This window comes from Pseudomonas sp. SCA2728.1_7 (assembly GCF_018138145.1).
Classification (GTDB): domain Bacteria; phylum Pseudomonadota; class Gammaproteobacteria; order Pseudomonadales; family Pseudomonadaceae; genus Aquipseudomonas; species Aquipseudomonas koreensis_A.
This window is the reverse complement of sequence record NZ_CP073104.1, coordinates 5,426,000-5,448,095: the sequence shown is the minus strand read 5'-3', so window position 1 is coordinate 5,448,095 and position 22,096 is coordinate 5,426,000. Positions and strand designations below refer to the sequence as shown.

The 22,096-nt window shown below is 59.0% G+C and carries 15 protein-coding genes; 6 read left to right on the top strand and 9 right to left on the bottom strand.

Annotated elements, in window-relative coordinates:
* Positions 1 to 124 precede the first annotated feature (124 nt).
* On the bottom strand, positions 125 to 1,546 hold the full coding sequence (locus KBP52_RS24425; protein WP_116033074.1) for an amino acid permease: 1,422 nt from the start codon (positions 1,544 to 1,546) through the stop codon (positions 125 to 127).
* Positions 1,547 to 2,035: 489 nt separating this feature from the next.
* On the opposite strand from KBP52_RS24425, the gene KBP52_RS24420 reads away from it, so the two are divergent.
* The 3 genes from KBP52_RS24420 to KBP52_RS30595 all read left to right on the top strand — a co-directional run bounded on the left by KBP52_RS24420 (position 2,036) and on the right by KBP52_RS30595 (position 10,496).
* Positions 2,036 to 5,179: a transglycosylase domain-containing protein gene (locus KBP52_RS24420; protein WP_212621133.1), complete on the top strand. Its 3,144-nt coding sequence runs from the start codon at positions 2,036 to 2,038 to the stop codon at positions 5,177 to 5,179.
* A gap of 192 nt (positions 5,180 to 5,371) precedes the next feature.
* Positions 5,372 to 10,174, top strand: a complete 4,803-nt coding sequence (locus KBP52_RS24415; RefSeq protein WP_249122210.1) for a DUF6543 domain-containing protein — start codon at positions 5,372 to 5,374, stop codon at positions 10,172 to 10,174.
* A complete protein-coding gene (locus KBP52_RS30595) occupies positions 10,152 to 10,496 on the top strand; it encodes a hypothetical protein (protein WP_249122209.1) in 345 nt (114 codons plus the stop codon). The genes KBP52_RS24415 and KBP52_RS30595 overlap by 23 nt, the downstream gene beginning before the upstream one ends.
* A gap of 53 nt (positions 10,497 to 10,549) precedes the next feature.
* Here KBP52_RS30595 and KBP52_RS24410 read toward each other — a convergent pair whose 3' ends face one another.
* The 6 genes from KBP52_RS24410 to KBP52_RS24385 form a co-directional block, all read right to left on the bottom strand.
* Positions 10,550 to 11,749: a hypothetical protein gene (locus KBP52_RS24410; RefSeq protein ID WP_349251745.1), complete on the bottom strand. Its 1,200-nt coding sequence runs from the start codon at positions 11,747 to 11,749 to the stop codon at positions 10,550 to 10,552.
* Between the two features lie 63 nt (positions 11,750 to 11,812).
* Positions 11,813 to 12,316, bottom strand: coding sequence for a CS1 type fimbrial major subunit (locus tag KBP52_RS24405; RefSeq protein ID WP_249122208.1), 504 nt, complete (start codon positions 12,314 to 12,316; stop codon positions 11,813 to 11,815).
* A gap of 33 nt (positions 12,317 to 12,349) precedes the next feature.
* Positions 12,350 to 13,093 carry a molecular chaperone gene (locus KBP52_RS24400; protein WP_212621131.1) on the bottom strand — a complete coding sequence of 248 codons (744 nt, stop codon included), beginning with the start codon at positions 13,091 to 13,093 and terminating at the stop codon, positions 12,350 to 12,352.
* Between the two features lie 44 nt (positions 13,094 to 13,137).
* Positions 13,138 to 14,349: a hypothetical protein gene (locus tag KBP52_RS24395; RefSeq protein ID WP_212621130.1), complete on the bottom strand. Its 1,212-nt coding sequence runs from the start codon at positions 14,347 to 14,349 to the stop codon at positions 13,138 to 13,140.
* A gap of 4 nt (positions 14,350 to 14,353) precedes the next feature.
* On the bottom strand, positions 14,354 to 16,876 hold the full coding sequence (locus tag KBP52_RS24390; RefSeq protein ID WP_212621129.1) for a CS1-pili formation C-terminal domain-containing protein: 2,523 nt from the start codon (positions 16,874 to 16,876) through the stop codon (positions 14,354 to 14,356).
* A 110-nt stretch (positions 16,877 to 16,986) separates the two neighbouring features.
* Entirely contained in the window at positions 16,987 to 17,472 is a 486-nt protein-coding gene (locus tag KBP52_RS24385; protein WP_123593743.1) for a CS1 type fimbrial major subunit, read from the bottom strand.
* A 509-nt stretch (positions 17,473 to 17,981) separates the two neighbouring features.
* Here KBP52_RS24385 and KBP52_RS24380 point away from each other — a divergent pair.
* On the top strand, positions 17,982 to 18,557 hold the full coding sequence (locus KBP52_RS24380; RefSeq protein ID WP_077574396.1) for a PadR family transcriptional regulator: 576 nt from the start codon (positions 17,982 to 17,984) through the stop codon (positions 18,555 to 18,557).
* Positions 18,554 to 19,339 (top strand): siderophore-interacting protein, encoded by a 786-nt coding sequence (locus tag KBP52_RS24375; RefSeq protein ID WP_212621128.1) that lies wholly within the window; start codon positions 18,554 to 18,556, stop codon positions 19,337 to 19,339. Before KBP52_RS24380 ends, KBP52_RS24375 begins: the two co-directional genes overlap by 4 nt.
* Positions 19,340 to 19,441: 102 nt before the next feature.
* Here KBP52_RS24375 and KBP52_RS24370 read toward each other — a convergent pair whose 3' ends face one another.
* Together KBP52_RS24370 and KBP52_RS24365 are read right to left on the bottom strand one after the other, a co-directional pair.
* Positions 19,442 to 20,083, bottom strand: a complete 642-nt coding sequence (locus KBP52_RS24370) for a Pr6Pr family membrane protein (RefSeq protein WP_212621127.1) — start codon at positions 20,081 to 20,083, stop codon at positions 19,442 to 19,444.
* Between the two features lies 1 nt (position 20,084).
* Positions 20,085 to 20,315: a VF530 family protein gene (locus tag KBP52_RS24365; protein WP_007916799.1), complete on the bottom strand. Its 231-nt coding sequence runs from the start codon at positions 20,313 to 20,315 to the stop codon at positions 20,085 to 20,087.
* Positions 20,316 to 20,615: 300 nt separating this feature from the next.
* Between KBP52_RS24365 and KBP52_RS24360 the strand changes: the two genes are divergently transcribed.
* Positions 20,616 to 21,977, top strand: a complete 1,362-nt coding sequence (locus tag KBP52_RS24360) for a carbohydrate porin (protein WP_212621126.1) — start codon at positions 20,616 to 20,618, stop codon at positions 21,975 to 21,977.
* The last annotated feature ends 119 nt before the right edge of the window (positions 21,978 to 22,096 follow it).

Here is a 22,096-nt window from a genome sequence, read left to right as displayed (position 1 = left end):
GATACCGATTTGAACCCCTGCGCCGGGTTTGTATCGTTCTTTCAGACCGGCGGTCAGGAGGCAACAGCGCCCACAAAAAAGCCCCGATCTCGCGACCGGGGCTTCGTTTTTCAGCCGCTACGACTCAAGAAGCCGAACGCGCAGCAGCCTGCGTTTCGCCGGTCGGTTGCAACTTGAACACATAGAACAACACGGTCAGCAGCACCAGGAACGCCGGGCCCACATACAGCGCCACGCGCGTGTCCGGGAAGTACGCCATCAGGCCGACCACCAGCACCAGGAATGCCAGCGCAAAGTACGAGCTCACCGGGTACAGCCACATCTTGTACTTGAGGCCGGCACGTTCGCTGGCGCTCAGGCCTTTGCGGAATTTCAGCTGCGCCAGCAGGATCATCACCCAGGTCCAGATCGCGCCGAAGGTGGCAATCGAGGTCACCCAGACGAAGACTTTCTCCGGCACCAGATAGTTGAGCATGACGCCCAACAGCAACACCCCGATCGACAGCAACAGCGCACGACGTGGCACACCGTTATTCGACGTCTTGGCAAAACCGGCCGGGGCCTGGCCATTTTGCGCCAGGCTGTAGAGCATGCGCCCGGTGCTGAAGATGCCGCCGTTGCACGACGACAAGGCTGCGGTAATCACCACGAAGTTGATGATGCCGGCGGCGGTCTTGATGCCCAGACGCTCAAAGGTCATCACGAACGGACTGCCCTGCGTGCCGATTTCATTCCACGGGTAGATCGACAGAATCACGAACAGTGCGCCGACGTAGAACAGCAGAATCCGCCAGAACACCGAGCCGATCGCATCGGGAATGGTCTTCTGCGGGTTCTTCGCCTCACCGGCGGTCAGGCCGATCATCTCGACGCCGAGGTAGGCGAACATGACCATTTGCAGCGACATCAGCACGCCGGTCACGCCATTGGGCATGAAGCCGCCGTGGGCCCACAGGTTGGAAATCCCCAGCGCCACACCGTCATTACCGAAGCCGAAGGCGATGATGCCGACGCCACCGATGACCATGGCGATGATGGTGACGATCTTGATCAGCGCGAACCAGAACTCGAATTCGCCGAAGGCCTTCACCGCGATCAGGTTGATCGAGCCCATGCTGATCAGCGCCGCGAGCGCCCAGATCCAGCGCGGCACATCGGGAAACCAGATGCCCATGTACACCGCCACCGCGGTGATTTCCGCGACGCAGGTCACCAGCCACAGAAACCAGTAATTCCAGCCAGTGAGGAAGCCTGCCAATGGACCGAGATAGTCTTGCGCGTAGCGGCTGAACGAGCCAGCGACCGGGTTGTGCACGGCCATCTCGCCGAGGGCGCGCATGATCACCAGGATCGCCAGACCACCCAAAATGTAGGACAGCATGATCGCCGGGCCGGCCATTTCGATGGCCTTGGCCGAACCTAGAAACAGACCAACGCCGATACAGGCGCCGAGCGCCATCAGGCGAATATGCCGTTCGCCGAGTTCGCGTTTGAGCGGACCGCCCTGAGCGGTGTCGCCGTGAGGCAGTTGATTGCCGACTGGCATAGGGGTGCAACCTCGTCTTGTTATTGGATATGACCACCGAGTATCGAAGCGTCGGCCGATAAGCCTTGGCTGGTGTGAAACCGCGTGTACCTCGTGGGTAAACGCGTCCTGCAGGTCAACCTGCAAGATCAGCGGGGCGTGCAGTATAAAAAGCCTTGGGCAGGACTTTTCACTCTATAAACCACAACATTCAGCGACAACTCTCGGCAATAGCCCGGTTTGCGGAGAGGCATTACCTGCTTTACGTAGGAATATTCGCCACTGAAAAAGCCGGCGAGTATTGCACAGCATTGGTGCATCGTCATGTATCCGCTTGGCCAGCATTGCCCTATAGAGCGCTCTGACTTGCAGGTTTTCGCCCCGGCACCAGCCGTTCAGATTTATTCAGCAACTACCCCTCGCCCATCCCGCACATTTTCTTCCCCGCCGCCAACCACCGTCTAAGCTTCAGACAAGTCCGATCAATCTGCGTGAATGGATCAATCGACTATGGGCGCTTTGTGGCAAACCGATTCGAGTAAAGCCGTGGTTCCGACTGAACGAGTGGATGAAGCGCCTGTCCCTGAAAAACCCCGCCGCAATCGGCACGGGTGGAAGGCTTTCTGGTTGTTGCTGTTGATTATCGCGATCGTGGTAGGGCTGGCCGCATCCAAGGAAATGCGCACTTCGCGCTTTCAGTCGCGCGAGCTCAGCCAATACGCCGCATCGCTGACTTACCATCTCGAACCCGGCCCCAGCGAAGCGATTCGCTATCCGGGCAACGGGCCGTTCGATCTGCGCCTGGGTTACAGCTCTCTCGATGAGTTCCTGCCGCGTCTGCTCAAACGTAACTATGTCGTCACCGAGCAGACGCGGTTTTCCCCGGCGCTGCTCAGCTACACCGACAAAGGCCTGTTCGTGCCGTATTCGGAAAAGATCCAGGCCGGGCTGTCGATCACCGATTGCCGGGCTGCGCCGCTGTATAAGTACAACTATCCGCAACAGCTGTACGCAAGCTTCGCGGCGATCCCGCCCGTGGTAGTCAGCAGCCTGTTGTTTATCGAAAACCGTTTTCTGCTCGACCCGAAACAACCGCTGGCCAATCCGGCAGTGGATTGGCCGCGCTTCGGCATGGCGGCGTGGTCGCAAGTCGCCAAATTGCTGCGTCTGCCGGGACAATCGGCAGGCGGCAGTACGCTGGCGACGCAATTGGAAAAGTACCGGCATTCACCGGAAGGCCTGACGGTGTCCGGTGCCGAGAAACTGCGGCAGATGATGTCCGCCAGCGTGCGCGCCTATCAGCCCGGCCCGCAAACCCTGGGCGCGCGGCAGAATATCGTGCGCGATTATCTCAACAGCGTGCCGCTGTCGGCGGTGCCGGGGCATGGTGAAGTGCATGGCATGGCGGAAGGTCTGCGCGTCTGGTACGGCAGTGACTTCAACCAGGCCAACGCACAGTTGAACAGCCCGGCCACCGATCCGAAAACCATGGCTGCCAAAGGCCTGGCCCTGCGCGAGATGCTCTCGCTGATGATCGCCCAGCGTCGCCCTTCGTATTATCTGACCAAGGGCCGCGAGGAACTCGCCGACCTTACCGACAGCCATTTGCGTCTGCTCAAACAGAACGCGGTGATCGATGGCGCATTGGCCGATGCCGCTCTCGCGAGCAAGGTCAGCTACCGCGACTGGCAGACCCAGCCGACCATGCAGCCCATCGAAACCAACAAGGGCATCAGCGCCGCCCGCAGTCGTCTGGCGAGCATGCTCAACCGACCGCTGTACGACCTCGATCGTCTCGACCTCTCGGCCACCAGCACCCTGCAGGGCGAGCTGCAAACCCAGGCCACCGCGTACCTGAAGAAACTCGCCGACCCGGCCTATGCCGCCGAAATCGGCCTGCTCGGCGAACGCTTGCTGACGCCGACCAGCACCACGCAAGTGCGCTACAGCTTCACCCTCTTTGAACTGACCCCGGACGGTTCCCGCGTGCGGGTGCAGACCGACAGCACCGATCAGCCGTTCGACATCAACGAAGGCAGCAAGCTTGAACTCGGCTCAACGGCGAAAATGCGCGTGCTGACCACTTACCTGCAAATCATCGCCGAGCTGCACGACAAGTACGGCGCCATGAGCGTGCCGGAGCTCAAGAAAGTCGAAGTCCCCGATCAGGACCGCTTGAGCCAGTGGGTCATCGATTACCTGATCCAGAACAAGGATCACGACCTGTCGAAGCTGCTCGGCGCAGCCCTCGACCGCAAATACTCGGCCAGCCCCGGCGAGGCATTTTTCACCGGCGGCGGTTTGCACACGTTCCACAACTTTCGCAAGGAAGACAACGGCCGCCTACCGACCCTGCGCGATGCCCTGCGCGAGTCGATCAACCTGCCATTCATTCGGCTGATGCGCGATCTGGTGCGTTACACCACCTACTCCGGCCCCAACAACAGTGCCGAATTGCTCAAGGATGATCGCGACCCGCGTCGCCAGGAATACCTCGCCAGTTTCGCCGACCGCGAAGGCACCTCGTTCCAGCTCAAGTTCTGGAAAAAGTACAAAAACAAGGACACCCAAGCGCGTCTGGATACTTTCCTCGACAGCATGCGTCCGACGCCGATCCGCATGGCCGCCGTGCATCGCTACCTGCTGCCCGATGCCAGTCAGGCAGACTTCAACACCTTCGTCCGTTCCCACCTGAAAGGCGCCAAGCTCAACGAAAAACTCACCGATGATCGCCTGATCCGCCTCTACGATTCCTACGGTCCCGGCAGTTACGATTTGCCCGATCAGGGCTTTATCGCCAAGGTGCACCCGCTGGACCTGTGGATGATCGGCTACCTGCTCCACCACCCTGACGCGACCTTCAGCGAGATCGTCAAGGCCAGCCATTTCGAACGTCAGGAAGTCTACAGCTGGCTGTTCAAGAGCAAGCACAAGGGCGCCCGCGACAGCCGTATTCGCACCATGCTCGAGATCGAGGCGTTCCTCGATATTCACCAGCGCTGGCAGAAAGTCGGTTATCCGTTCGATCACCTGGTGCCGTCACTGGCCACCGCGATTGGCAGCTCCGGCGACCGCCCCGCCGCCCTCGCCGAACTGATCGGCACCATCCTCAATGACGGCGTGCGCATGCCGACGCTGCGCATCGACAGTCTGCATTTCGCCGCCGACACGCCGTACGAAACGCAACTGGTCAACGACCCGCATGTCGGCAAACGGGTGATGCCATCCGAGGTCGCCACGGCCATGCGCGAGGCGTTGTCGCAAGTGGTCGATGCCGGTACGGCAAAACGTGTTTCCGGCAGTTTCAAACTGGCTGATGGCAGCCCACTGGCCATGGGTGGCAAAACCGGGACCGGCGACAACCGCATCGAGGCCATCGGTTCGGGCGGACGCATCCTCAGTTCGAAGTCGATCAACCGTACCGCAACCTTCGTGTTCTACATCGGCGATCACCATTTCGGCACCCTCACCGCGTTCGTGCCGGGGCGCTCGGCGGAGAACTTCAAATTCACCTCGGCCCTGCCCGTGCAGGTGCTCAAAGGCATGGCACCGATTCTCACGCCGTATCTGCAACCGGGCAGCGACTCGCAATGCAAGCCAACGCAGACGGCGAGCATCGCAATGGTCGAGGCGCCACGCCCTACAGCGAGGTAACAATTCGTGTCAGGTATTTCTGCATCAGGGTGACGTTTTTTCGCTGTCGCGGGTGGTACTTATGTATTTTTCAGATTCGAATTTTCGTCGGGTTAGCCAGTCGCAGCGCTGTTTGCCTCCCGATCTTTGAACTTTTGTTTTGCCCTGCCGTGGGTAGGCTGATCACTCCTCAACAATCAAGGATGATCGGCCATGTCTCTCTCCCCCCAGCCTGCGGACAACGCGGACAAAGGACGGCACTACGATTTCATCAAGTCCGCCGTCAACGACAATTTCAAAACCGCCACCGTCAGCCGGGGCATCGCCTTGGCAGCTTCGCCACTGAAGATTCAATCCTGGTACACCAGCGCGCCCGCCGCGTATCTGAACAAACTCGACGCCGCCAATCTCAAGGCCTGGAGTTCGCAGAACCGCGTTGATCAGCTGCTGGCCAAAACCGATCTGCATGCCTTCGCCGAGCCGCTGCTCAAGGCAAAAATCAAGGAACGTCACGGCATCGAGCCGGACGTCAAAAGCACCTTTCTGCGCTTGTACCTGCCGAAAGACAAACCGTGGTATGCCATTGATGTTTCCAAGGGCGTCGTTACCCGCACGGTCTCGCTACTGGATGCCGCCCTGCACAACTTCGCCAGCAGTGAAACCATCGGGCATGGCTCGGACTACATCAGCCAACCCGATGCGCGAGGCTTGTTCGATGTCGTGCCGATCAAGGGTGCAATGCCCATCAGCCAGTTCCAGACGCTGTGCCGCGATCTGGACATCGGCGCGCAGTATAAAAAGCACCTGGAAAGCTACCTGCTGCCCGGCGAACCGCTGGCCGAAAGCGTGCTGCAATACAAGGTGAACGAGAGTCAGAAAGACGCCCTCGCCGTCGCCGCGCATCTGGCCTTGATCAAGGAAGACATCCAGTACGACGCCTACAAGATGCTGCTGACCTTGGCCGAGGACAAACCGCAGCTGCTGCTCAACGGGCGCTCAATGCAGTGCTCTGACCTGTCGTTGCTCGGCACCCGCCTGACCGGCATCCTGCTGCTGACCCATACGGTTTCGGACAGTCGCGGCGTTCGACGCCTGATCGTCTACATCCCTCACGACCCGGATCACCCGCTCAAGGAGTACAACTCTCTGAAGGCGTTCCGCGATGAATTGGCGCGCCAGTTTCGCGAAGACCGACTCAGCGAATCGACCGGACAGACCTACCGTCAGTTCTTCAGCCAGTTCGTCGACCAGCAGCAACGCGGGCACTTCTTTGCCGAGCTGGAACAACGGCTGTTCATCGTCAGGTACCACCCGCGTCAGGACCCGACCGATCAGCGACCGGTCTGGCGCAAGGATCCGCTGGACAATCCCAACCTGCAATTCAGCCGGGTGAAATTACCGGGCGATTACTGGCGCCACGCCTACCAGCAAAAGCTCAACAAGATCCTCAACGACGCGCGGGAAATCGCCGTTTCCACCGCCGACACCGACAGCAAGGCACGCTGGGCCTGGTGGGACAACTTCAAGAAAATCCTCTCGGACATTTTCAATGTCGCATTGTTGATCGCCACGCCGTTCGTGCCCGGGCTGGGCGAATTGATGATGGCCTACACCGCTTACCAACTGACCAGCGATGTCATCGAAGGTGTGGTCGATCTGGCCGAAGGCCTGTGGGAAGAAGCCGCCGGGCATGTCATCAGCGTGGTGACCGACATCATTCAGCTGGCCGCTTTCACCGCCGGCGCGCAGATCGGCGAAGCCTTTCGCGTCAAGCTGTCACCGCTGGTTGACGGCATGAAACCGGTGAAACTGCCCAATGGCAAAAACAGCTTATGGCACCCGGACCTGAGTCCTTACGAACGCAACGAACTGATGCTCTCGCCAGACGCAAAACCTGACCGCCATGGCCTGCATCAGTACGGCAACGAAAACGTCCTGCCGCTGGAGGGCAAGTTGTTCTTTGTCGAAAAAGCCTCAACTGACGCGACGTCCAACACCCACCGCATCAAGCACCCGACCCGCACCAACGCCTACCGCCCAACGCTCGAACATAACGGTCACGGTGCCTGGGTGCATGAAGTGGAGAACCCGCAAGACTGGGGCGACGCGACGTTGATGCGCCGCCTGGGCCACAGTGCCGAACGTTTTTCCCCCGCGGAGCTTGAGCAGATTCGTATCAGCAGCGACACCGATCACGAAACGCTGCGGCAGATGCACGTCGACAGCAGCCCGCCGCCACCGCTGCTGGCCGATACCCTCAAACGCGCCAGTGCTTACGACGATGTGCGCACGGCGAGTGCCGACATACGCGGCGGTCGCCCGATCGACCCGCAAGCGGTGTGGCTGGAACCGATGTTGACCGGTTTACCGGGCTGGCCGCCTCGCAAAGCACTGGAGGTGTACGCCGATGCCAGTCTGACCGGCTATTCGCACAAGTATGGCAACCCGCTGGCTGAGCCCGCCGATACCTTGACCATCAGCCTCGGTGATCTCAACGCAGGCAGGCTGCCGGAACGGGTCGTAAACTTTCTCGACGAGCAGGCACTGAACCAACTGCTCGGTAACGATGTTGCGCCTGGCGAGCGAGTCGCAGCCCTGCGCAACCGGCTCGCGGACGCTGTCGACGAGCGCCGCGCCGCCGTATCGGATCGTATCTATCAGGCCGCAGAGCGCTCCGGTAAAACCGACCTGCGTGTGGTCAAGCAGACCTTCCCGCAGTTGCCCTTGTCGCTGGCGGAAAAACTCGTGGCACAAGCCACACCCGCTGAGTTTCAGCGAATCGCTGATGAAAATCGCCTGCCGTTGCGCCTCAAGACCCAGGCTCGAGAGCTGGATTTCGAAGCGTCTGCCGTCCGCGCGTATGAGGGGTTTTATCGCGACGATCTGATGACCGCCGACACCGAACGGCTGGCCCTCAACACCCTCAAAATCCACTCGGACAGCTTCGCCGACCAGCGCATCGAAGTGCGCGACGGCACCTTTGACGGGCCGCTGCGTTGCAGTGCGGGACCTGCCGACGCCAGCACGGTCAAGCGTTTGATCAGAGACGAAAATGGTCGGTACGAGGTGTTCGACGACAATCAGCGCCTGCTGCACAAAACCGACGATTTCTACGAATCGATCCTGCGTGCTGCACCTGCCGACAAGCTGTCGAAAATCGGTTACAAACCCGGCCAGGGTCACACGTTCCAGGTCTGGCTTATGGAACAGTCCGCCTCTGCGGCCGAGCGCCGAACCGCACTGGCAGAGCCTCCGATCCGCCCGGAGGCCTCCGTTGAAACCAGCACCCTGGTGCGTGGCTGGCTACGTCTGCCGCGCGCGCTTCGTGGATCGACACCAGAGGAGCGCATCAAGGATCTTTATCCGCGAATGCGTGCACATGAAGTGCAGCGATTCATCGAAAAACTGCGCATTGATGGAGACCCGGTCGAAGGCATCAAGCGGCTGGAGGATGAACGCGAGCATTTGAAGGAGACGCTAGAGAACTGGCGCAAGAGTTACCCTGATGATACTCAGCCTTCCGGTGAGTGGGCGCCTGGGCTGAAGATGGATTTCAATCTAAACGGCGGAATGAAGCTCAGAGATCAATTGATCAAATGCTTCGAACGCCAAAGCGAAGTATTTGGCGAAAGCAGCAAGCTCCCCGGACAGGGCTACACCCTGGATCTGTCAAGCGAGTTTCCAAACGGAGATTTGCTGCGCTGGTGGCGCGATTTACGCAAGCAACCTGACATGCAGCGACATTTTGATCAAATCACTGCGCTTCGGCTGGACAACTGGCGTCTGTCGGCCAATGCCGATGATGTGCTCGGCAGCTTCCCCAAACTGCGACAGGTGAGCGCTCGCCAATGCGAGTTGAAGGAAATCCCCGCCAGTCTCGGACAATTACGTCACCTCGAAGAACTGGACCTGACGGACAATCGCATCAGAATGACAGCGCCGTCGAAAGAACGGCTTGGTGGTTTGATCCGGCTTCAGTCGCTCAACCTCAACGGCAATCCGTTGCGTGAGCCTCCCAATGTCGGGAGCATGTACCGTTTGCGGGAATTGAGCCTCGCCAAAACCGACATAGAGACATGGCCCGAAGGCTTGTTCAAAGTCGGCAATATAAATAAACACAGGCCGCGCGGTTTCATGCTCGATATGCGCTCGACGTCGGTCAACACATTGCCCGAGGTTAAGCTGTGGTCCGATCAAGCGTTCGTCATCAGCCGCGCCCGTTTCGATAGAGAGAAGCTTTCAGAGCAGGATCAGGAGCGGTTTGAAAATTACCGAATGTCCTCCGGTTTTTCCAAACTGCAAGCCAAATTCGAGAGCGTCAGCAACGAGCTCCTTCATTGGCAATCATTCGATAACACTGAGATTTTCAGTTCCTCGCAGTCCTTCAGGCAGTATAGAGAGGAGTCCTGGCACGACCTGATGGCGGAGCCTGAGTCTGCAGGTTTTTTCAGCGTGATCCGAATACTCAGGGAGAGTCACGATTACCGCTCGGGCAACGGGCGTCGACAATTGACCCAGCGCGTCTGGGAGATGATCGACGCCATGACACTGGATTCGCAACTGCGAGAAAAACTGTTCAGGCAGGTCGTGTCACCGAACGATTGCGGAGATCTCGGCGCGCAACTGTTCAACTCTCTGGGACTGAAAGTGCTGGTGTCAAAAGCCTACGCAGAACCCACCTCCAGCAAGGTGCTGGACGACACACTCGTAGGTCTGGCGCGCAGCGCGGCCCGATTGAAAAGTGTCGGTGAAGAAGCCAGGGCAGAGTACAGCAGCCAAGAGCAACAACACCTGATCAACCCTCGCAATCTGGCCCCCGATGAAGTGGAAATCTATCTCGCGTTCGAGAAAGGACTGGCGCAAAGACTGGAACTGCCTTGGCAATCTCAGGGCATGCTCTACGAACAGCGCTCTGGCGTGACGGCCGAAAAAAATCGACCGCGCCCACACCATGATCATGAACCGGGAGAAAGGCGACGGATTGGTCAGTGCCATGATCGATCTGTCACCGGATAACTTCTGGGAACAACACCTGCGCAAGACCCATCCGACGCAATACGAAACCAATGACACTCTGTTCGAGGAAAAGCTCGAGCTGCTTGATGAGTTGCGCGAAGCTCAAGTGGAGTACGCCAATGCCACCCCCCAAACGATCAATCAGCTCATCCGCAAGATGGAGGACCTGGCCAACAGAATCGGCATTCCCCAGCAAGAGGTGTTCAGTGAAGGTGTCATGAGCGTAAGACTCTACGAAAAACGGCTCGATGACATCGGTTATGAGCGCAAGGAACTGTCACGACGTCTGACCCGAGAAGCGATGATCAGCGCGGGTCTCTGACAGTTATGCGCCGTCGCTCGGCCATCAGCAAAGCTGGCCGAGCGACACCGTGTCTAACCGGCTTCAGAATCCCAGATCACCGTGATATTGCCGCGATAGGGTTTGTCAGCGGCATTTTTTATCAGCCAGTCGGTGTCCTTCTCGCCAATGTCGAAGTGCAGCGTGCCGGGTTTGCGATCAACGTATTGGGCAGGCTGGAAAGGAACTGATTTCTCACGCCCCAACAGCTTTCGCCGCACCGGTTGACCGGCGCTGTCGGTCAGGCCATTGGGCAAACTGACACTGACGTCGACCGGGCCGCCAAACCCGGTCTCGCGGTTCATGATGGCACAGCCCGAGCCCCAGCCCAGAGAGTGCTCGCATTCAAGTTTCATGGTGAATTTCGACGAAGCGGAGATATGGAAGATCTGGTCGCGATACAGGCGCACGGGCTTGCGCCCACTGTCGAGCCAGCGCTGCCAGCCGCCCTGAGGTTCCAGGGCGATGTGGTTGCCACCGGGTGGGATATCCACTTTCAGGGTGTGCTGTACGTCCAGCACGAAATCAAGGGTCAGGGTGTCGTCGTCCGGTTGAAACAGTTTGCCCATATCAAAATCACCGCCAGGCCCCAGGCTGTAAGTCAGTGAGCCGGTATAACGGCCCGTAGACATGTTCAATGGGTTGGGGGTACGCAGCTCGTAGGTGATGTCCAGCTTGTCGAAGTACATCGACGGAATATGGTAGGCCGGCACCTTGAAACAGTGGGCCTCCTGCGTGGTTTTCCAGAAGAACCGCCAGCTGTCTGCCTCGTAGGCACCGACGCCGCTGTGCCAGCAAGGGGCCGGTATGCCTTGTACCCAATTCCCCGTGACCCATAATCTGGAATGGCCTTCAAGTGCATTGTTGCCACCTGCCAGCCGCACCGCCGGATGACTCAGTACATATTTGGAGCCCATGCCAGTGATGCGTATTTCCAGGGATTGCGTTTCCTGCGTCTGGCTGTTTGTCACGGTCAGACGCCGCAAATTGGCGGGCGCTTTTACCGCCGCCCAATCAAAGATCCCCACATAACGAGTGGAGTTGAAACGAATGGGCAACTCAATGCTGAACATTCCGTGACTTTCACACTGACCCGGATAGATCGCGCAATAACCGCTGTTTGGCGTTTTATTGACGAACGTATTCTTGTCCGGCCTGGAAGAATCAGGCTGAAACAACGCACGAATTTCCTGATTGATCGCCTGCGCCTGAGAGATGTTCAACGCGGCCAGCAATCCCAGCCAAAGGTAGCTTTTCATTATTCGTCCTGCCTCTGATGAGCCTGATCTGTGTTGTTTTCATTGCGCCCCCGGTGCCCGCGCGTTGAACAGCAACACCACGTTGCCGTTGTAGTCTCCGGAGCGATAGCCGCCGGCGGGTTCAATCGGTTCGATCTTCAACGCCACGCGTTTGCCGGTGGCGGCCTCCTCCTGCGAGAGCACTTGGCGCGGGATGACGTGCGAGCTCAATTCGACGCCATTGAAGGTGACCTGCAGCTCAATGATTTCTCCAGGGCGGCCATTTTCCAGGAAAGGCTCGGACCCCAGGCGTGCCTCGATCGCGCTGCTGTCATGGCGCACATCGAAATTTTTCTCCAGGCCGCCGAGGGTGGCGCGCGGATAATCCCACGCCAGCCGTTGCGGGCGGTGAATCCAGTCCGGTTCTGCTGGAATGATGTAGAACGGGCGACTGGGGATGGTCAGGGACACTTCGAAGGTGTGTTCTTCGCGCGCGGCCCACGCCCCGGCGCCAGTCAGCGCGGTGGCGGCCAACAGCGCGCCGGCAATGGATTGCTTGATCATGTGGGTTACCCGATGCGTCATTGGAAAACCTGCCTAGCGACTGGCGATCTTCATGGTTTTTTTCTCGCTGCCTTCGATCAGAAAGAAGCGGTATTCGCGACCTTTCTCTTTATCGAAGGCAAAGGTTTTGCCGGCCAGCACATGGTGTTTGGTAGTGGCGCCGCAGTCGGTTTCCTTGGTCAGCGAACAGCTTTTGAACTCGTCGACGATGATCACGGTGTTGCCGTCGTTGCGCAGTTCGTAACGGCTGTCGGTGTCATTGACCACCGTGGCGAAGCGGGCATCCTTGGGCCGGACAAAAAAGATCGTGCCGAAGCCGGTCATGACATTGACGCCCGCCGTGAGGGACTTCTTGTAGTCATCGCGCTCTTCGCTGCTGACGACAAAGTCGTCTTCCTTTTCCGGCACCACCGGAACGAAACGCAAACGGAAATAGCGCTCACGATCACGCGCGCCCATGTACAACAGCCGCGTGCCCTGCATGCCCTGCGCCGGTACGATCAACCGCGCCGGGCTGGCCATCAGGCCATTGCGCGAAGCGCCGTCGGCGGCATTCTCGACGGCAATTTCCTGTGGGGCGCCGTCGGCGCCGTAAACGATTTCCAGCACATTGATCTTGACGAACGCGGTGGCGTCACCGCTGTTGAATACCCGTTTGAGGTAGGTACTTTTGTCGGCATCGAGATAGTCGTACACAGTGCCGACATTGATCTGCGGTCCGGCCTGCGCCGTCAGGCAAAACACGCTGAGCAGGCTCAGCAGAAAACCACGGTTCATCGTTTTCAACTCCCGAAAATTGGACAGAGGCCTAGCCCGGACAGTCATACGTCCGAGTCCCAGATAATGGTGATGTTGCCGCGCAGCCGGTCGGTCTTGCCGGGCTGCAGAAGAAAATCGATGGCGAACGGGGTCATCTCGAACAGCAGCGAGCCGGCCTTGCGATCGACATAGTGACCGGGCTGGAAGGGACCCGCCCAAACGTTGAAACGCAGCGGCGAGCGAGTGACATTACCGCCGCTTGGCCCTTCGATACCCGGCGGTAACGTCAGGAAGACTTCGACCTCGGTGGTGTCGCCCTTCGGGCTGCCCAATTTGCACGCCGTGCCGCCCGTGGAGTTGCACAGCATCAGCACCTTGAAACGTGACGAGGCAGAGAGGTAGAAAAGTTGATCGCGAAAAATCCGCGTCGGCTTGCGCCCGCTGTCGATCCAGCGTGCCCATCCGCCTTGGGGTTCGAGTGACACCTGATTGCCCCCCGGCGGCAGATCGACCTTGAGGGTGTGCTGCACGTCGAGTACGAAGTCCAAAGTCAGGCTGTCGTCGTCCGGTTGAAAATCGGCACCCATACTGAAATCACCACCGCTGCCAAGGCTGTAGGTCATTGAGCCGGTATACAGCCCCGACGACATGCTCAGCGGATTGGGCGTGCGCAGTTCATAAGCAAAGTCGAGGGTGTCGAAATACATCGGCCCGATGACCGCCGTAGACTTCTTGACGCAGTTCGCCTCCTCAGGGGTTTTCCAGAAAAACCGGTAGCTGGCAGGGGTGGGCACACCGACGCCGCTGTACCGGCAGGGCGCAGCAGCGTAGACCCAACTGTTGCTGTCCCAGAGTCGCTGGTGACCCAGCAGCATGTCATCCACGCCGACCAGTTCGTGCGCCGGGCGAGTCAGCACATATTTAGAGCCGATACCGCTAATACGCACTTCAACGGTTTCTGTCTCCTGCGTTTCCGTGTTTGTCACCGTCAATCGCCGCCAATTGGCAGGGGCTTTGATCCCAACGCCCCAATTGGCGCCAATATGATTGGCACTGAAACGAACCGGCAATTGAATGCTGAACATGCCGTTTTCTGCACACTCACTCGGGAAAGTGGCGCAGTACCCACTGTTCGGTGTCTTGTTGACGAACACGTTCTTGCTCGGCTGTGAAGGATCCGGCTGGAACATCGCGCGAATTTCATGACTGGCCGCCTGCGCCGTGGTTACGCCCATTGCCAATGCCAGTCCCAAGCTTCCTGCTATTGCTTTCATCCTTTCAACCCGCCTTCTGTTCTGTGGACGTCACATCGGCCAACGTGTCCGGCGTGCACCGCAGGTCGCCGATCATCAGCACATTGTTTTCGCTGCGGTGGCTGCCGGCATCGAGGCGGAACTGGCACAGCAACTGATTGCCCTGACGCACTTCCAGGGTCGGTGAGCCGGCATTCATTTCCATCGAGAAGAACCCGTCGACTTCGGTGACCCCACGGCTGGCGTGGTTGATCACGTGATGCCCCTTGAGCGGCCGCCCTTGCTCGTCGATGAGTCGGCCGAGCACGGTCAGGGTTTTCATCACCCGCACCTTGCGATACTCCACGCCGCCCTTGTTCAGGTGATAACGGCTGCGCGCCGGTTCGATGGTTGCCGCCGGCACGTTGTTGCCTTCGAAGTCGAAACTCACCGAGCTGTTCTGGTACGCGGTGATCGGGATGAAATTGCGCCCCGGCTTCAACGCCGCCCCGCCACCGCTGTAATCGTCGGCGCGCAGAACGATGTCCTCGATGTCCGACTCGACATCAACAATCATCCCGGCGCCGCGCACCTCGCTCTGGCTGGTCATGAGCATTTGCTGGCCGCCGACTACCAGCGTGCTGTCGACGTTGAGGCCGCCGGTGAAATTGCCGTTGTAGGACGAGCGCTGCACAAACGCATCGCCATTGACCGCATCGGTGCGGAAATTGGTCAGGCTCGACATGCCCAGGCCATAGGTGTCGGTCAACGCCGTGACCGACACGCTTTGCAGCACGTGATCCTTGAAATCCTTGCGCCAGCCGAGCGAGGCATTGTTGTCGCGCGCACCGTCGCGGGCCGTACGAGAACCGATGCTGCCGGTGATCTGTTGGCCGGGCGCGCCAAGTGCCAGGTTGACGCTCAGGTCGACCCCGCGATTGCGCGCATCGCCACTGCTGTAGCTGCCCGGCCGGTCGAACAACGACAAGCGCCAACTGGCGTCGCTGCCAAACAGCTCGGCGCGCTGGGTCCAGCCCAGATCCACGCCCATGCCTTCGACGTTACCTTCGCTGTGGGAAACCCTCGCGTTGACCGAGCTTTTGCTGCTCAGCCGATGGTTGAGCGCCAGTGACGAGTTGCTGGTCTGGCCGATAAACACATTGCGCGGGCGAACGCGGGTGCCGTCCGGCAAGGTGTCGTAGGTGTAAGTACTGTCGAGCCAGCTGCGGTTGTGGCTGACGACCACGCTGCCCGAGCCATAGTTGTACAGGCTCTGCAGATCGAGACCGGTGCCGTAATCCTCGGTTTTATAAACGTTGGCGTACAGGCTGAGGTGGTTGGCCAGCGTCCAGTCGATGGACGTGCCGTATTGCAGCTTTTCACGAATCTGCCGCGCCGACAGACCGAGAATCACCCGTGGATGCAGCAGGTAGTTCACCGAAGCGCCGGCCGTGGGGCTGCCGCTGGACTGGGTGTCCCAGTTGCTCAGCAGCTTGCTTTCTTCACCGGCGAAGACGTTATAGCGCCAGCGTTCGTCGAGGTTGCGCCAGTTGTTGGGCTTGTACACCAACTCCTGGGTGGTGGACGTGATCTGGCCGTCTTCGATCAGCCGCACTTCCACCTCATAAATACCGCCGGGCAATGGTCGAGTGTCGAGGGTCTGCAAACCGGCCGGCACCGATTGCGTATTGATCAGCAGGCCATCGCGCCAGATCTCCACCGAGCCCTGGCGGTTGGCGGTGACATAGATCGGATAAACACTGGGCATCGGGCTGTTGATGGCCAGGCTGTCGGAGCTGCCATACATCACGCCGACGGCGGTGTCGGGGCTGGTGCCGAACGTGCGCGGTTGGCGCGTCAGTCCTTCGGAATTAGGGGTGAAATAGCCCAGGCGGAAAAAACTGCCCTGCAGTTCGCGCTGGGTGTGTAACTCGTGAATCGCGTGATACAGCTTGTCGTCCGGACCGCCGAGCCGGGCCAATTGCAAATTCAGCGTCTGGCTCCAGTTGCCCAGGCTTGAGCTGGCTTCGAGGCCGAAGCGTCCGCCAAGGTCCTGATCCTGACCGCCATTGAGATTGAGCTGGTTACGCACCATCAAGCCACTGCTACCGCCTTCGGGCTGATCGTAATAGCGCTTGGCCTGAACATCTCGCTCAGCGTTTTCCGTTGCGATCGACACCAGCGAATTTTCCAGGTTGTAGTGCACTGCCAGAAACTGGTCCGGGCAAGAACCGCTACACGCGCCCAGCGGCACACCGGACTTGAGATAACCGGCCCACTTTTCCCGTTCGGCAGGGCCAAAGCGGTTTTCGCTGGTGTCAGTGAATTCGAGCAGGGTGATGCGATCGTCGCGGGACAACACCACCATGGCCTCACCGAGCGGTTGCTGGTCGACTTCGACCCGCACCGCCAGAGGCACATCAAAGAAATGCTCCTCGAAATCCGCCGGCAAACCTTTGGCCTGCGCCAACAGACTGCGAGGTGTCGTACCGGCGTTGCTGGAAGCCACGGCTGCGCTGGCACAAAACAACAGCGCAAGCGCAGCCGCGATGGGTGTCATCGGGAACATGAACTCGTACTCTGATTACAAACAATGGAAGTCCGACGGGGCAGACACTTCTGCCTGCCCCGTCGGTTAACGCCGCTGTAGGGTCGGGCGCTTAATGCCTGTTCACGCGATCAATTGACCGGTGGCACTGCATCAAAAATCATTGCCACGGAACCGGTGTAATCACCCGGTTCGAAGTTGCTGCCGCGAGCGGTGATTTTCAGTGGTGCACGATAGTTGACGTCCGACTCGGACTCACCCACGACCATTTGCGGGGTCAGGGTCAGTTCCTTGTTATTGAGCAGGACTTGCAGGTCGATGGTGGTGTTGCCGGCCACCAGTTTCGGCTGGCTCTCGAGGCTGGCGTGTACCGAGCCGTTGTTGTTGCGCACATCGAAGAAGCCATTGACGTCGCGCATCTTGCCGGTGGTTGGCTGATAGCTCATGTCCTGGTCCTTGTTGACCAGATCCGGATCCGTCGGCACGACATAGAAACCGTTGGTCGGCACATGCGCGACAAGGCTGATCGAGTGCGACGCTTCACCAGCGGCGAATGCGCCAGTGGAACCCATTGCCAGAAGAGCCAGTGGAGCGGCGATTGCGAGTTTCTTGAACATCGTTATGTACCTGTTTTCTTGATAGGGGGATGAGCATTGAAAGTTCAAGAAAATGACTCCCCAAGTCTCTGCCCGAGTTGCGCCAGATCAACTTGAACTTTCAATGCCGGGGCATCATCGACTGTTGCCTCTGGAATGTAAGCAGGCAACTTCCGACAAACTCGTAGTTAATCAACCCTATGACCCGCAAGAAAAAAGAACAAAAAACAGATATTCGAAACAGCGACTGTAAGTTCCACCCTACAGACAGTTTCAGTTAAAAAACCATACAGCAACTTCGCCTCGCCACTACGGTAACTTGCAGTTATTTAGAATATGTACTCTAGAGCAAATAGAGCGATGACTTTAACTCTGAAGTTATTGTTTCCGACATCCGGTCAAAAAATCTCTGCTTGCCTTCGTATCGCTTCTGCCGCTCGTCAGCCAACACCCCGTCTCGCAGAAAAACGTCTTGCGTCACGCTTAAGATATATCTTAAGTTGTATCTAAACACGACGAGAGAAGACGAAATGAGAGACCATCATTCCCCCCACCGCGAACACGGCGACGGCCGTGACGGCTTCGAAAAACGCCCCGGACGCGAGCGCGGCGGCCGTGGCCCACGGGTGTTCGCCCCCGGTGACCTGAAATTGCTGCTGCTGGCGCTGGTCGCCGAACAGCCATGCCACGGCTATGACCTGATCCGCCAGATCGAGGGCATGTTCGACGGCGCCTACAGCCCGAGTCCCGGGGTGATCTACCCGACCCTGACCTTTCTCGAAGAAAGCGAGCTGATCAGCGGCGACGCCGAGGGCGGCAAAAAACGCTACAGCGTCACCGACGCCGGTCGTTTGTCTTTAAGCGAACAAGCCGTGGCGCTGGATGGCGTGCGCATGCGTATCGATGTGAGCAAACGCTCGCTGCGCGGCCATGATCGGCCGCCGGAAATCCACGAGGCGGTACACAACCTGCGCCATGCCCTGCAAATGCACCACGGCCGCTGGAGCCCGGCAGAAATCCTGCGCGTGCGTGACCTGCTCAACGACACCGCCAAAGCCATCGTCGACGGCCCTGCCGTTCAACCTGTTTCGGAGAAAAGCCAATGACTGCAGTCGATACCCAAACCATTCACCGCGTGATGCACGAAATCAAACGCCGCAAGCTTGAGGTGTTGCGCGTGGTCGATCTGACGCCGCGCATGCGCCGCATCACCCTCGGCGGGCCGGAGCTGGCCGGTTTCATCAGCCTCGGTACCGACGACCACGTCAAACTGCTGTTCCCGCAGAATGCCGAACAGGCGGCGGCGCTGGAAACAATGGAGCTCGGCGCCGGCAAGGACGACGGACCGAAACCGGAAATGCGCGACTACACCCCGCGTCGCTACGACCTCGATGCGCTGGAACTGGACATCGATTTCGTCCTGCACGGTGACGGCCCTGCGTCGACCTGGGCGGAACAAGCCCAACCCGGGCAATTCCTGCACATCGGCGGCCCGCGCGGCTCGATGATCGTGCCGGACATTTTCGACAGCTACCTGCTGATCGGCGACGAAACCGCCCTGCCCGCCATCGCCCGCCGCCTCGAAGGGCTGGCGGCCAATCGCAAGGCGCTGGTGGTGATCGAAGTGGAAAACGGCGCCGAGCAGCAAGTGCTGGAAAGCCCGGCGCAGGTCAATGTGATCTGGGTGCTGCGCGAAGGTAGCAAGGACAATTTGCTGGCGACGGTGAAGCAATTGCAGGTGCCCACGGGCAATCTGTATGCCTGGGTGGCCACCGAAACGAAAGTGTCACGGCAGATTCGCCGGGTGCTGATCGATGAGCATGGGCTGGATGAGCAACTGATCAAAGCCGTCGGCTACTGGCGCGCTGAAGGATCTGAAGAAGAGTGATATCCCTTGTAGGAGTGAGCCTGCTCGCGATAGCGGAGTGTCAGTCAATAAATTTGCAACTGTTCCACCGCCATCGCGAGCAGGCTCACTCCTACAGGTGCTTTAACTTCGTACGGCTTGCCAGCGGTCGAGGCCGATGACCACCAAGCCAATCCCCACAAACCCCACCAATATCCCCCCGGCATTGACCAGCACCTGTGGATAACCCAACACCGCCACATCAATGAACGGATACGCATACGCGCCGAGCAAATGCCCGCGCAGCAAGGCGTAGATGAAATACACCAGCGGATAAGTCAGCCACACCGGCAGGTGCCACCAGCGCAAACTGCCCTTGGGCACGCACAGCCACCAATAGCCCAGAAACAGCAACGGCATCACATCGTGCAGCAATTCATCGGCGATAAATTGCCAGCCTTCCGGGTGCCACAAGTGCCGCAGCAAAAGGCTGTAGGCCAGCCCGACCACGACAATGCTCACGGCAATCCCGCTACTCACCCACGGCTGCAAAAACCAGCGGCGCGCGACGGATTCACGCGCGGTCACCGCACAGGTCAGCACCGTCGCCACCAGCGTATTGGTCAGAATCGTGAAGTAACTGAAGAAACTCACCAACCCGCCCAACAGGCTGGCGCCGACACTCAAGCGTGCGAAGAAAATCAGGTACAGCTGAATGCCCAACCCCGCCCAGCCCAGTACGGCTGCGCAGGTGATCAGGCGACGGCGCCAACAACCGGCGTCCATCTCAGAGCGGTCGCTTGGTGCGCATCAACTTCACGTACAGACGCTCGACCTTCTCCCGCGCCCACGGGGTTTTGCGCAGAAACGTCAGGCTCGACTTGATGCTCGGATCGCTCTTGAAGCAGCGAATATCGATGCGCTCGGCCAGCCCCGACCATTCGTAATGGCTCACCAAGGCATTGAGGATCTGTTCAAGGGTCACGCCGTGCAGTGGATCGGGGGTTTGTTCGTTCATGCCAGGCCTTTGGGCGAAGTGAAAATGCAGAAGCCGCGCACCTTAGCCGAGGGGGTGTTCGGGTGGAAGGCCTACCTTCAAATGTAGGCCAACCTGAAAAGATCGCAGGCTGCGAACCGGTCGACAATGCGCCCGTTTGCCGCACTGTTACCGAATCCGAAACGCTGCATGTTCACAAAAGGCCTTTGTCTTTTTGTAACAGATCATTATCCTGCCGCCCTTCCGCTGAATCGCTTCACTGCCTGCGACTTATTGAAGCACTCAGCCCGCACCCCGAAAACACCAAAAAAAGACTTAGCCATGCCCGATTTTTCCTTCTCCCGAGACAGCGCTATCTCAACCCTGCGCCTGATTGGCGGCTGCACCGCTCTCGGCCTCGCCACCAGCGTCCAAGCGGCTCCCGCGTTCGACAGTGAATCACCGTACATGCTCGGTGACTGGAACGGCACGCGTACCGAACTCTCGGAAAAAGGCTACGACTTCAAACTCGATTACACCGGCGAAATGGGCAGCAACCTGCACGGTGGCTACGATCACGATCGCACCGCGCGTTACAGCGATCAGTTCGGTCTGGGCACACACCTCGACCTGCAAAAGATCCTTGGCTGGGACGACGCCGAGTTTCAACTGACCATCACCAAACGCAGCGGCAACAACATCAGCAACGACCGCATCAACGATCCGCGCGTCGGCGGTTTCACCTCGGCCCAGGAAGTCTGGGGCCGTGGCCAGACCACCCGTCTGACGCAGATGTGGTATCAGCAGAAATTCTTCGATCAGAAACTCGACATCAAGGTCGGTCGCTTCGGCGAAGGCGAAGACTTCAACAGCTTCCCGTGCGACTTCCAGAACCTCGCGTTCTGCGGTTCGCAGGTCGGCAACTGGGTCGGCGGCATCTGGTACAACTGGCCGGTCAGCCAATGGGCGCTGCGCGTCAAATATCACCTGACCCCGGAGCTGTATGCACAGGTCGGCGCCTACGAGCAGAACCCGTCGAACCTCGATCGCGGCAACGGCTTCAAACTCAGCGGCAGCGGCACCCAAGGCGCGATCCTGCCGATCGAACTGGTGTGGACGCCGAAACTCAACGGTCTGCCGGGCGAATACCGCGCTGGTTATTACTACAGCAATGCCAACGCCACTGACGTCTATAAAGACAACCACGGCCAACCGGCAGCGCTGAGCGGTGAAGCCTATCGCAGCGCGTCGAGCAAACACGGCGTGTGGCTGGGCATTCAGCAGCAAATCACCAGCATGGCCAGCGATAACTCGCGCGGCCTCAGCGTGTTCGCCAACGGCACCATGCACGACAAGAAAACCAACGCGATCGACAACTACGTGCAGGCCGGCATCACCTACAAAGGCCCGTTCGACGCGCGCGCCAAGGACGACATCGGTTTCGCCCTCGCCCGTGTGCACGTCAACCCGGCCTTCCGCAAAAACGCTGAAGCAAGCAATCAGGCCAACGCCGTTTACGACTATGACGATCCGTCGTTCCTGCCGCCGCAAGACACCGAATACAGCGCCGAGCTGTATTACGGCGTGCACGTGACCAACTGGCTGACCGTACGCCCGAACCTGCAATACATCCGCCACCCCGGTGGCGTGAACAACGTCGACGACGCCCTGATCGGCGGGATCAAGATCCAGTCCTCGTTCTAAAGCACACCACGGATCAAATGTAGGAGTGAGCCTGCTCGCGATAGCGGTGTTTCAGGCGACATTTCCAGAGACTGACACACCGCCATCGCGAGCAGGCTCACTCCTACAGATGAAATTCG

What these genes read in the sequence shown, in the direction of transcription:
- KBP52_RS24370 (WP_212621127.1), bottom strand. Translation starts at nt 20,083, where the DNA reads ATGGACGCCGGTTGTTGGCGCCGTCGCCTGATCACCTGCGCAGCCGTA.
- KBP52_RS30595 (WP_249122209.1), top strand. Translation starts at nt 10,152, where the DNA reads ATGATCGATCTGTCACCGGATAACTTCTGGGAACAACACCTGCGCAAG.
- KBP52_RS24360 (WP_212621126.1), top strand. Translation starts at nt 20,616, where the DNA reads ATGCCCGATTTTTCCTTCTCCCGAGACAGCGCTATCTCAACCCTGCGC.
- KBP52_RS24395 (WP_212621130.1), bottom strand. Translation starts at nt 14,349, where the DNA reads ATGAAAGCAATAGCAGGAAGCTTGGGACTGGCATTGGCAATGGGCGTA.
- KBP52_RS24380 (WP_077574396.1), top strand. Translation starts at nt 17,982, where the DNA reads ATGAGAGACCATCATTCCCCCCACCGCGAACACGGCGACGGCCGTGAC.
- KBP52_RS24405 (WP_249122208.1), bottom strand. Translation starts at nt 12,316, where the DNA reads ATGATCAAGCAATCCATTGCCGGCGCGCTGTTGGCCGCCACCGCGCTG.
- KBP52_RS24420 (WP_212621133.1), top strand. Translation starts at nt 2,036, where the DNA reads ATGGGCGCTTTGTGGCAAACCGATTCGAGTAAAGCCGTGGTTCCGACT.
- KBP52_RS24385 (WP_123593743.1), bottom strand. Translation starts at nt 17,472, where the DNA reads ATGTTCAAGAAACTCGCAATCGCCGCTCCACTGGCTCTTCTGGCAATG.
- KBP52_RS24415 (WP_249122210.1), top strand. Translation starts at nt 5,372, where the DNA reads ATGTCTCTCTCCCCCCAGCCTGCGGACAACGCGGACAAAGGACGGCAC.
- KBP52_RS24425 (WP_116033074.1), bottom strand. Translation starts at nt 1,546, where the DNA reads ATGCCAGTCGGCAATCAACTGCCTCACGGCGACACCGCTCAGGGCGGT.
- KBP52_RS24400 (WP_212621131.1), bottom strand. Translation starts at nt 13,093, where the DNA reads ATGAACCGTGGTTTTCTGCTGAGCCTGCTCAGCGTGTTTTGCCTGACG.
- KBP52_RS24365 (WP_007916799.1), bottom strand. Translation starts at nt 20,315, where the DNA reads ATGAACGAACAAACCCCCGATCCACTGCACGGCGTGACCCTTGAACAG.
- KBP52_RS24390 (WP_212621129.1), bottom strand. Translation starts at nt 16,876, where the DNA reads ATGTTCCCGATGACACCCATCGCGGCTGCGCTTGCGCTGTTGTTTTGT.
- KBP52_RS24375 (WP_212621128.1), top strand. Translation starts at nt 18,554, where the DNA reads ATGACTGCAGTCGATACCCAAACCATTCACCGCGTGATGCACGAAATC.